The sequence below is a fragment of the Gracilinema caldarium DSM 7334 genome (genome assembly GCF_000219725.1).
Classification (GTDB): Bacteria; Spirochaetota; Spirochaetia; order Treponematales; family Breznakiellaceae; genus Gracilinema; species Gracilinema caldarium.
This window is the reverse complement of sequence record NC_015732.1, coordinates 151,631-163,172: the sequence shown is the minus strand read 5'-3', so window position 1 is coordinate 163,172 and position 11,542 is coordinate 151,631. Positions and strand designations below refer to the sequence as shown.

The window sequence follows — 11,542 nt, the reverse complement described above, 5'->3', positions numbered from 1 at the left end:
GTTAAGCCGATACACTGCGTGAGCGGTGCCTATAAACTAACTAAAAGACATTCTTTACCCGTTCTTCTCTAGTTTCTTTCAGGGTTTTTCCAAGAACATAGTCGAGCATGGCTTCAGAGTCCACATAACCCGTATCATACTTCCGGGCCTTGGGAATTGCACCCAGGGTGACATTTTTATCACCCCCATCGGCCACGAAATTGTTCACCACAAGCTTATAGGCGGTTTGTGGCTCCAAGGGTTTCCAGGACCCATCTTTAGCTTTTACCATCACTTCAGTAACCCGAGAGCCCTTGACATTATTTACCAGCAGGGTCAGTTTAAGCCCCGATACATACACATAGGCAGTCTCAGGAGCCTTTGCATAGCTCGTAATACAAAAATCGGTCATGTCTTCAAGGATTTTCAGAACCTCTTCTCCTGATACATCCAGGGTTACCAAGGTATTTGCAAAGGGCTGGAGTTCATAAACCTTAGCAACAGAAATATCTCCGCTATCTAAGTCCGTCCGGACACCACCGGGATTCATAATAGCAATATCAGCTCCAGTCTTCCAGATCATAGAATCGGCAATAATAGGACCAGGACCGGTATTGTTACCTCGTTTCAGAGCATCTTCTGCTTTGGTTGCAATTTTTGCCTGGAGAGCCTTTAATGCCGGACTATATTTCCCTAGTTTTTCTAACCCCTCCTTTTTGGGATCCATAAATAAGAAACGGGGGTCATTCTTAAAACGGGTCACTAAGGTGTTAAAGGCGGTCATATAATTGGAAAGCGCTTTTTCTGAAGGAACTCCTGCATAAGCTTTCCCATCATATTCTTTGGCAGCGTACGTTCCGTCGGCAGTACGGACAAATTCTACCCGTTTTAGTTTCCCATCCGCATCGGGAAGGTCATAAATACGGAATTTATCAAGTCCCGCTAACAATTTGCTGTTGCCTTTAAAAGAAATAATTTTCCCATCCTTATCAAAGTCTACATCTAAAACACCAATCATATTGGCCCAATTCCAGGAAGTCACGACCAGAACCGGGTCTCCAGCTGGGCTTTGAATAACCGTAGGATAATCGCCCTGAGATTTCAGTCCAAGATCAGCTACTGAGCCGAGTACATAGTGGGAATGACCTCCAACAATAATGTCTACACCAATTACCTTATTACCTAGATCCTTATCTACTTCATAGCCGCAATGGCTCAACACCACAATTTTATTTATTCCCTTTGCTTCCAATTCCTTAACAACCTTTTCTAGGGAGCTGACTGGATCCAGGAATTTAACCGTAGGACCAGGACTTGAAATATCAGGGGTCTCCGGGTTTGCAATACCAACAATGGCAACCTTGGCACCTGCTACATCCTTAATAACATAGGGCTTTACACTGTTTTTAAGGGAAGGCTCCGCAGAAAGATCCACATTGCAGGCCAGTACGGGGAATTTGACATCCTTGATAAAATCAGCCAGGACTGAGGGTCCCTTATCGAACTCATGGTTACCAATGACCATAGCATCGACCCCTATAGCATTCAGGAAGTCCCCATCGGCCTTTCCTTTAAATTCAGTAAAATACAAGGTACCCTGGAACACATCTCCTGCATGAAGAAAGAAACTATTAGGTTTCTCTGCCCTGAGGGCTTCTACCGCTGCCCAGAGCCGAGCAAATCCACCAAGCTCAACGAAGGTTCGTTTTGCCGTAAGTTCAGGAGTGATATCAACTTTTAATTCAGTTAACGTTGATTCTAATTTTGCATGGGTATCATTTACATGGAAAATTGAGAGCGACAATGGATTTGCATCTACCTTAGGGCTTAATGCTGTTTGAGGTGCACCAGCACAGCCTACCAGAATTGTAAGCGCTAGAGAAAAACCTGCCACCACCCGAATAAGAGAACGCTTTTTCATACACAAACCTCCTCGTTTGGTTATTCCCATTAAGGGCCTTACATTGTACACCTTTGTTTGTACTTTTTGTTAATAAAATGACAGGATTTTATTACATCTTTATAGCATACAATGGTTCAACGGTGGAAATAAGAGTACCTACTTGAGCTCAAAACTGGATGAATTCTGCGAACCGGTTTATACTCATCAATATGGAAGATATAACTGTGTATACCTACCCGGTGAACGGCATCATTTTTAAGGAAGGGGAGCCGGGTGAACTGATGTTCATCCTGGTAGAAGGAGCTGTAGAGCTTCGAAAGCAAGTACAGGGTGCGGAAATTGTATTAAAAACGATAGACCAAAAAAACGACTTTTTTGGCGAGATGGCTCTTATCGACGGGAAACCCCGTTCCGCCACTGCGGTAGCCATAAAACCGACCAGGCTCATTCCCGTAGACAATGAAGCCTTTGAACGGTTGGTGCTTACCAACGGAAAATTTGCCTGGAAAATAATCGGGATTCTTTCGGACCGTATCCGGGAAACCAACAAACAGCTTGAAGCACTTCTGAACACCAGCCCTAAGGACCGGATCAACTTTGCCATCGCAGATTTTGCACTGAAATTAAATGTAAAAATCCATGACGGTCGCTATAAGGTGCCTGTAGAGGACCTTAAAACCTGGCTCAACAACCGATGCGGTGTTTCGATGGATGAGATTGATAATCATCTATTCCGTCTTATGAAAAGTGAGAGTATCGCCTATGGAGCAAGCAAGGAAAAGGGTAATACGGAACTGATTATCAGTACGAATTTTATTCATCAATATAATCGCAGACATTAAACAAGCCCCAGCCTAAACTACCGGGCCCGACGCAAGTCCGTTTGTCCCGGCCTAAACCGCAGACAGGGATAGCCCTAGCCCCGGGACTAGCCCGGGTGCCGGGATAAACCCCAGACGGGGTGCTCTATTTTTTAGCTAAAAGCTCGTTAATTGCCGCCGCAGCCCGGCGCCCTTCCCCCATGGCAAGGATCACCGTAGCGGCTCCGAGCACAATATCCCCACCGGCATAAACCGCATCGAGGGAGGTTTTCTGGTCAGCACCGACTACGATACGGCCCTTTTTGTCCACCACAAGCCCTTCAGTGGTTTTTACCAGGAGGGGGTTCGATTCATTGCCCAGGGCAACAATAACCGTATCGCAGTCGAAGACATACTCGGAGCCAGCTATGGGCACCGGGCTGCGGCGGCCTGAGGCATCGGGCGCACCAAGCTCAAATTGCTGTAATTCCATGCCAACAACCCGGCCCTGTTCATTTCCCAGAATACGGGTAGGATTGCGGAGGAAGTTAAACACAATGCCCTCCTCCATGGCGTGTTCGACCTCTTCAGCCCGGGCGGGCATTTCTTCTCTGGTACGGCGGTAGATCACATGGACCTGTTCAGCCCCAAGCCTGAGGGCCATACGAGCAGCATCCATGGCAACATTACCGCCGCCTACTACTGCCACAATACGGGATTTGTAAATAGGCGTAGCCGCCTTTTTTGCATCGTAGGCCTTCATCAAATTAGCCCGGGTCAGGTACTCATTGGCACTGAACACACCAACCAGGTTTTCCCCAGGACAGCCGAGGAATTTGGGAAGCCCGGCACCGACACCGACAAAGGCCGCATCAAAGTGATCTTCCTCAAGAAGCTGTTTCAACGTTCTAGTCCGGCCCACGAGGAAGTTGGTTTCGATTTTTACTCCCATTTTTTTCAGGGTATCGATTTCTGCCTGAACGATAGACTTGGGAAGCCGGAACTCAGGGATACCATAGACCATAACACCACCGGGTTTATGGAAGGCTTCAAACAGTACCACTTCGTGGCCTTCTCGGGCCACATCGGCGGCTACCGTGATGCCCGCCGGGCCTGAGCCGATAACAGCCACCCGCTTCCCGGTCCTTGGTTTAACTGTAGGCGGGGTAACCTTCCCGTTTTCCCGCTCCCAGTCAGCCACAAAGCGTTCCAGCCGACCGATGGCAACGGCCTTACCAACATCCTTAAGGCTTTTTCCGACGGTACACTCCAGCTGGCACTGCTTTTCCTGGGGGCAAACCCGGCCGCACACCGCAGGAAGCAGGTTAGTCTCTTTAATCGTATCGACAGCAGCCTTAAAATCACCCTTCTGAATATAGGAAATAAAACGGGGAATAGGTACCTGCACCGGACAGCCCTTTACACAGGGCTCATTCTTGCAGTTAAGGCATCGTTCCGCTTCAAGCCGCGCCTGAGCTTCGCTATAGCCCAGGGCTACTTCACTTACCGTTTTGCCCCGGGCAATCGGGTCCTGGGCAGGCATTTCTTGGGGAGGAATGGCAAGCCGCTCTTTAGGGCTTAAGACCTGGCCTGCAGCCTTCTTCTCTTCTATAACCTTAAGCAGAGCCGCAGCTTCCTGATCGAGCTGTTCCCGGCTTTTACCAATCTGATGCAATTCGCTCATCAGCGCCCCCCCTTGTGTTCCATGGATTCAATCTGTAGTTCCAGGTGGCAAACGTGGTGGTCTTCTTCTTCTTTTTCCTTATAAGCCCGGAGACGGGTCATCATATTATCAAAGTCTACCTTATGACCGTCAAATTCGGGTCCATCAACACAGACAAATTTGGTCTCGCCCCCTACGGACACCCGGCAGCCACCACACATGCCCGTTCCATCAATCATAATCGTATTAAGGGACACCACCGTGGGTACCTGAAAGGGCCGGGTAGTTTCGGCACAGAATTTCATCATAATGGGAGGCCCTATGGCCACTGCCAGATCTGGTTTGGGATCCTGGGAGCAATATTCCTTCAAGGGTTCCGTTACCAGGGCTTTACGGCCATAGGAACCGTCGTCGGTTACGATAACCAGTTCATCGGCAATCTTGCGCATCCGGTCTTCAAAAATAACGAGGTCCTTATTGCGGGCTCCGATGATAATGATTACCTTGTTGCCAGCGGCCTTCATAGCCTGGGCTATAGGATGCAGCGGGGCGACTCCAATACCACCCCCAACACAGACCACGGTCCCAAATTTTTCTATATGCGTGGGATTCCCCAGGGGCCCCAAAATATTTTCGACATAATCGCCTACATTTTTTGCGGCAAGCCGGTGGGTGCTGGCGCCCACTGTCTGGAACACCATGGTTATGGTACCAGTCTTAGGATCCGCATCGGCAATGGTGAGGGGAATTCGTTCACCCCATTCAGAATCAATTTGTACTATGATAAACTGTCCGGCCTTACGGTTTTGCGCAATGAGGGGGGCTTCCACCTCCATCTCAAAGACTTCTGCCGAAAGCTGAGTTTTCTTTAAAATCCTGTTCATGTACTCGCCAACTCCTTGCTAGTAATAGTAATACCGTACTCGTCGCCGTTTTGGTATATAACGACGAACCCGGAAAAAACCATAGAGAAAGCCTCCAATATGGGCAGCATAGGCAACCCCGTCACCTCGAACACCACCCAGATATCCAAGTCCATTGGTAATCTGAAAGATGAACCAGAGTCCAATGACCACAATAGCACTGACTGTAGTGGGGATGATGTTAAACAGCAACACCCGCACCCGGTTTCCAGGGAACAACAGCAGGTAAGCGCCCATAATACCCGAAATTGCCCCGGAGGCACCGAGGGTGGGGGTTAAAAGGCCGTCACCAGTAACAAAACACACCAGAATGTGGGCCGCCGCTGCCATAAGACCAGAGACGAGATAAAAGAGCAGATACCGGAAATGCCCTAGCCGGTCCTCCACATTATCCCCAAAAATGGAAAGAAAGAGCATGTTACCCGCAATATGGGCAATACCGCCATGCATAAACATGGAAATAAGAATAGTCAAAAATACCGGTACCGGTGTCGGTGCAAGACCCGGGACAGTATAGCGGTCACCGGAAAAACGATCAAATACAATCGTAGGGGGTGTTACAATATCTTTTCCTGTAAGAATTTCTTGAGGAATCATAGAATAGGAAAAAACCACACTTTCATCGGTACCAAAACCCTGAAAAAACACAAAGATGCCAATATTTAGCAGTATCAATATCCAGGTAACCACAGGAGTCCTGAGCCGATAGGTATTATCATCGCCAATGGGTAACATGAAAGCTCCTTAGACCAGTATCCTAAGCAGAAATCAGCTTTTACTCAAGCCTAACATGACAATTATGACAATTTTGTACGAGCTCATTTTATAGATACACACTTTATTACCAGACTTATTTGTACTGACAAACCTGAACAGCTCTGGTAGACTGCAAACATGACCGAATTCCAGTGGACCGAATTTCAAAACCTGCGCCAATCCTATAAATCCTATGTTGATGAACTTATTCGCACCCTGCCACAGCTGCCTACGTTACTATCGGAACTCATAGGGGGGCGTTCGGGTCCCAGCTATCCCCTGGAAACGCCGGTGGTATATAACCACGCCCTGGATGATATACAAAGGGAAAATACCATCAAGGTGATACTCGTTGCGGACAATCCCGGACGCCGTGAACAGACCGCTGCGGAGCGGCGCTACCTCGTAGGTCCCTCGGGAAAACTGGCGGAGGGCTTCTTTCGTCAGCACCCGGAGCTTGGCATCGATTTCCGTCAGCATGTACTTATCCTCAATAAAACCCCCATCCACACTCCCCGCACAGTGGAACTGCGGGACCTGGCCCACCTCGGAGGTTACGAAATTGCAGAGGCAATCAGGAACTCCCAGGTTACCATGGCCAGCTTTATATACCAGTGCCACCGGATTTTTGCCCCCGAGGCAGAGCTCTGGATTATCGGCTATTCAGAAATGGGCCGGAGAAAACTCTTCGAAGCCTTTACGGAAGCCCTCCGCCAGGCTTATCTATCTGAAAATGCAGATTGTAACGGTATAGAACGGGCCACAAGTACGCCGGCTTATGCAGAAAACAGCATAAGCCGGCAAAGGGTCTACTTATACCGCCACTTTTCGATGAACCAGTTTGCCATCGATTTTTCAAAACAACAAAAGCCAGGGGAAAGCACCCAGAAAACCCTGCATCGGATTGGGAGCCAGTACCGCATGCGCATTCTAGGCTGGTAGCTTCATCGAAGAACCGGGCTTACCAGCCAAATCAGTGAAACCAGTGCCGATATTTGCAAAGTGTATTCCAATGAACGAAACTGGATATAATGATATTTTTACCCCGCTTTTTAAATCCGGTGCTATTCCAGGGCGTTGGAAAAACCAGAAGCTACTTCGAAGGTTGGTACTTTAAGCAGACCATCTCAAGCAAAAACGATCTTACTCAGCGAAGCATCGCTATTATTCCCGGGATAAGCTGGGATGCTCAAGGAACTGGCCATGCCTTTATTCAAACCATCGACAGTCTGGACGGTTCCAGTACCTATTTCCGTTTTCCCGTAGAAGCCTTTTGCTTTCAGGACAAACCCTTCTGCGTCAGTATCGGTGTTAACCGTTTTTCACTCCAGAGCATGCACCTGGACCTGCAGGATGAAGCCATTGCCATCGTAGCAGACCTTTCATTCCACAAGCTCACCCCCATTCGCCCCATCATGGGCCCCTACACCTTTGTCCCCTTTATGGAATGCAATCATGGCATCGTCAGCATGCACCATGAGGTAACCGGCTCCATCACCCTGATTCGTAAAGACCGGGACGGAGAACTCCTGAGCTTTACCCCCGGCATCGGTTATATTGAAAAAGACTGGGGCCGTTCCATGCCATCCAGCTGGATCTGGATTAATGCCATCAATTTTGATGGGTCCGCGGGTCCAGTCTCCTTTTTCTTCAGCCTTGCAAACATACCATGGCTCAGGAAACACTTTAATGGCTTTATTTCAGTCCTTCATGTTGATGGACGGGAATACCGGTTTGCCACCTACCGGCAGGGTCATATCGACCTCTTAGAATACCAGGGGGGCATACTCAGAATACTTCTAAGTGATCGAAAGTATAAGGTAGAAATTCTGGTGCGGCAAACTGATGCGGGGGAACTGGTAGCTCCGGTTCATGGAACCATGGACTGCAGAATCGGCGAATGCAACAACGCCTGGGTCCGGGTCGTGGTAAAGGCGAAACACAGGTTGTCCGACGCCCCCCTCTTCGACGGCATTACTACCGGAGCTGGATTAGAACTTGTTGGAGATATAGTAAGACTAGCTGAAAAAAACTGATAAAATCATGATAAAATATCATCTATGATTATCCACGGTACTGGCTGTTGTCTCATCGACTACCTGTATGCCAAGGTCGATTTTTCGAGCCCCGCATTTATAGCCGCTCGTTCCCGGGAAGCCGGGGATGGGGGGCTGAGTCCCGGGCGTCTTGTTTTTGCAGAAGAATTCGAGCGTTTTATCGTTAAACCTTATCAGCAAGCTTTAGAAACAATCACTGGCGGAGCAACTCCAGATCGCTTTAATTTGGGGGGACCCTCTGTGGTGGCTTTAGCCCATGCCGCCCAGATGCTTGCAAAGCCAGAGTACGAGGTAGGTTTTTACGGTGTGTGCGGAACTGACAATACGGCAAAACTTATTGAAACAGCCCTTGAACAGCTTCCTTTCAGCTTAGTGAAACTTACACGAAAAAACGGTTCCACTCCACGCACCGATGTGCTGTCCGATCCCAGCTACGACAACGGCCATGGGGAACGGACCTTCATCAATATGATTGGTTCCGCTGCGTTCTTTACACCAGAAGACCTGCAGGAAGATTTTTTCCAGGCTGATATTATTACCTTTGGCGGGACTGCTCTGGTTCCACCGATCCATGACGCTCTGACAGATCTTCTTATCCGAGCAAAAGATAAGGGCGCCTTAACCTTTGTAAATCTGGTATACGATTTTCGCAGTGAATTATTACATCCTAATGAAAAATGGAAACTCGGTCGTTATGATGATGCGTATCAATATATCGATATTCTTGTGGCAGATCGAGAAGAAGCACTAAAAACCAGTGGCAAACCCACCATTCCTGAGGCAATCGCCTATTTTTTAGACCGTGGGACCGGTTCGGTTGTGGTAACCGAAGGAGCCAGCCATATTCATCTGGCTAGTCGACGGCCTCATACACTTCAGTACAGAACCATGCCAGTCTGCGAAAAAGTAAACCGCGAATTGGAGGAACATCCGGAACTGCGGGGGGATACCACCGGTTGTGGTGACAATTTTGCAGGGGGACTTTTAGCCAATGTGGCGGAACAACTTACTGCAGTTTCCTCCGGAAAGTTTAATGAATATGACCTGGAGGAAGCTTGTATCTGGGCGAATGCAGCGGGAGGTTTTACCTGTTTTGTCATCGGCGGGACTTACTACGAACAAAGTCCCGGGGAAAAACGGAGTCGAATTCTTCCCTATGTGACAGCCTATCGTGAGCAACTAAGCCGAACCAATTAAGGTCACTTGTAAAGTTGCCCTACTATGAATTGTAATAAAACGAGGAGTTACCATGAAGCTCGTTCAGTTCGGGGCAGGGAACATTGGCCGAAGTTTTATAGGTCAACTTTTTTGCCGTGCAGGATGGGATGTAGTTTTTGTTGATGTAAATGAAACACTGATTCAACTTCTGAACGAAAAGCGATACTACAAGGTAGTGATTAAACAAGAGGGCAAGGTTGATGAGGTACGACTCATCGGTCCAGTCAGAGCCCTAAACGGCAGGGACAGTACTACCGTGGCTAACGAAGTTGCCACAGCGGATCTGATTGCCACCAGTGTGGGCAAAGGAGCCCTCCCTTCAATTATGCCAATGATTGCCCTTGGCCTTAAAACCCGGTACCGGAACCATCCGAAATGGCCCCTGGATATTATCATTGCAGAGAACGCTCCTGGAGCAAATCAGCTGTTCCGGGAAAATCTAAACCGGGACCTTGGACCTGCATACCCCCTGGAAGAACTTGTGGGACTCGTGGAAACTAGCATCGGTAAAATGGTTCCCATTATGCGGGCCGAAGACCTGGCCCAAGATCCCCTGCAAGTCTTTGCGGAAGCCTATGAAAATCTCATTCTAGATAAAAGGGCCTTTCGCGGTCCCCTTCCAATGTCTGCAGAAAAAACCAGCTCGCAAGGGCAAACAATCCAGTGGCCTAAATCGATAGAACTGGTAGATGATATTTCAGCCTATATAGCAAGAAAACTTTTTATTCACAATTTAGGTCATGCAGCGGTGGCCTATACCAGTTTTGAACTTGCTCCAAACTTGGTACATATTACTGATGGAATTCGAATCGATGCGGTGAGGAATCGAGCGTTGGCGGCTATGAATGAATCTGCAGAAGCTCTGTTATCACAGTACCCCCAGGCGTTCAGCAGGAAGGACCTGGAAGCCCATATTAAGGATCTGCTTGAACGTTTTGAGAACAGGGCACTGGGAGATACAGTCTACCGGGTTGGCCGAGACCTGTACCGTAAATTGGATAGGGATGACCGGCTTGTGGGGGCCATGCGGCTCTGTGCAAAACACAACCTACCCTTCAGTACGATTGCCCAAGTGTATCGCTCAGCCCTGACTTTTTCTGCCACCGACGAAACAGGCCGCCCCTATCCTCAGGATGAGGAGTTTCGTAAGGATGTCCTCCCCCAGGGAATAGAAGCGGTACTCAGGGAGGTAAGCCACCTAAACCCAGAGGACAGCCTGGATAGAATCGTGATGGATGCCCTTAGGTAGAACTTTTTGTTCTAAATTTATCAATAGTAACTGCAAGAATGATTACAATTCCACGGATTACCATCTGCCAAAAAAAGGATACATTCATCAGGGTAAGGCCATTGTTTAATACCGCCATAATTAGTGCACCAACTAATGTTCCTCCAACACCACCGATACCACCAACCACGCTTGTACCACCAAGTATAACTGCCGCAATAGCATCAAGTTCATAACCATTTCCCAATAATCCCGATGCACTATAAAGTCGGCTCGCAGTCATAACACCGCCTAATCCGCATAATAAGCCACTTACTGCATACACAAACACTAGTACGAATCCAACCTTTATACCAGTAAGTCGAGCAGCCTGTGCATTTCCACCGACTGCATATATTCGTACACCAAGTACAGTCTTTCTTAACAGGAACCAAGCAAGTAATACTACAATAAATGCAATGACAACAAGCCATGGAATAGGACCAAGATAATTATTACCAATCCATGCAAAATTCAAATCGTTATTTATAATGGTAGTACCATCAGGCAAAAGATATGAAACACCTCTAAAGGTTGTCATGGTTCCAAGGGTTGCAATGAAGGGTGGTAACTTAACATAGGCAATTAATAAACCATTTATTAATCCTATCAACAAACCAGCAATAATGGGAATAATAACCGTTCCCCACTGCAATCCAGGATTCAAGGATGTCATTAATCCTATAACTGCTGTTGTTGCAAGTATTGATCCAACCGAAAGATCTATACCACCAGTTAATATCACCAACGTCATTCCAACAGCAAGAACAATATTGATAGAAGCTTGTCGTAAAATATTAACGAGGTTATTGGTAGATAAGAATGTTGTGGTGGTTAAAGAAAATAATACTGAAATAATTATTAAAATGGGAAATATACCCAGGTTTTTAAATATCTTTCTGCTATTAAATACATTATTCTTTGTTTTATTTACTACTTCCATATTTGTACCCCTTTAAAAGGTTTATCTATGTAT

The 11,542-nt window shown here is 47.5% G+C and carries 10 protein-coding genes; 5 read left to right on the top strand and 5 right to left on the bottom strand.

Annotated features, from left to right (window positions below; genetic code table 11):
- Positions 1 to 40: 40 nt before the first annotated feature.
- Complete coding sequence (locus SPICA_RS00670; protein WP_013967618.1) at positions 41 to 1,900, bottom strand: bifunctional metallophosphatase/5'-nucleotidase; 1,860 nt, start codon at positions 1,898 to 1,900, stop codon at positions 41 to 43.
- Between the two features lie 191 nt (positions 1,901 to 2,091).
- Between SPICA_RS00670 and SPICA_RS00665 the strand changes: the two genes are divergently transcribed.
- Positions 2,092 to 2,724, top strand: a complete 633-nt coding sequence (locus SPICA_RS00665) for a Crp/Fnr family transcriptional regulator (RefSeq protein ID WP_169311846.1) — start codon at positions 2,092 to 2,094, stop codon at positions 2,722 to 2,724.
- Positions 2,725 to 2,848: 124 nt separating this feature from the next.
- On the opposite strand, the gene gltA is transcribed toward SPICA_RS00665, so the two are convergent.
- The 3 genes from gltA to SPICA_RS00650 are packed head-to-tail and all read right to left on the bottom strand — an operon-like array spanning position 2,849 to position 6,003.
- Positions 2,849 to 4,366, bottom strand: coding sequence for an NADPH-dependent glutamate synthase (gene gltA, locus SPICA_RS00660; protein ID WP_013967616.1), 1,518 nt, complete (start codon positions 4,364 to 4,366; stop codon positions 2,849 to 2,851).
- Positions 4,366 to 5,229: a sulfide/dihydroorotate dehydrogenase-like FAD/NAD-binding protein gene (locus SPICA_RS00655; protein WP_013967615.1), complete on the bottom strand. Its 864-nt coding sequence runs from the start codon at positions 5,227 to 5,229 to the stop codon at positions 4,366 to 4,368. The genes gltA and SPICA_RS00655 overlap by 1 nt, the downstream gene beginning before the upstream one ends.
- Before the next feature lie 18 nt (positions 5,230 to 5,247).
- Entirely contained in the window at positions 5,248 to 6,003 is a 756-nt protein-coding gene (locus SPICA_RS00650; RefSeq protein ID WP_013967614.1) for a rhomboid family intramembrane serine protease, read from the bottom strand.
- Between the two features lie 159 nt (positions 6,004 to 6,162).
- Here SPICA_RS00650 and SPICA_RS00645 point away from each other — a divergent pair, with 159 nt between their 5' ends.
- The 4 genes from SPICA_RS00645 (at position 6,163) to SPICA_RS00630 (ending at position 10,548) form a co-directional block, all read left to right on the top strand.
- Entirely contained in the window at positions 6,163 to 6,966 is an 804-nt protein-coding gene (locus SPICA_RS00645) for a hypothetical protein (RefSeq protein WP_013967613.1), read from the top strand.
- 89 nt (positions 6,967 to 7,055) lie between these two features.
- Positions 7,056 to 8,060 carry a tocopherol cyclase family protein gene (locus SPICA_RS00640; RefSeq protein ID WP_013967612.1) on the top strand — a complete coding sequence of 335 codons (1,005 nt, stop codon included), beginning with the start codon at positions 7,056 to 7,058 and terminating at the stop codon, positions 8,058 to 8,060.
- A 24-nt stretch (positions 8,061 to 8,084) separates the two neighbouring features.
- On the top strand, positions 8,085 to 9,278 hold the full coding sequence (locus SPICA_RS00635) for a carbohydrate kinase family protein (protein WP_013967611.1): 1,194 nt from the start codon (positions 8,085 to 8,087) through the stop codon (positions 9,276 to 9,278).
- 52 nt (positions 9,279 to 9,330) lie between these two features.
- Complete coding sequence (locus SPICA_RS00630; RefSeq protein ID WP_013967610.1) at positions 9,331 to 10,548, top strand: mannitol dehydrogenase family protein; 1,218 nt, start codon at positions 9,331 to 9,333, stop codon at positions 10,546 to 10,548.
- Here the strand turns inward: SPICA_RS00630 and SPICA_RS00625 are convergent.
- The gene (locus SPICA_RS00625; protein ID WP_013967609.1) at positions 10,541 to 11,509 is read right to left on the bottom strand and encodes an ABC transporter permease subunit; all 969 of its coding nucleotides are present in this window, start codon (positions 11,507 to 11,509) and stop codon (positions 10,541 to 10,543) included. The two genes, SPICA_RS00630 and SPICA_RS00625, sit on opposite strands and share 8 nt — an antisense overlap.
- Between the last annotated feature and the right edge of the window lie 33 nt (positions 11,510 to 11,542).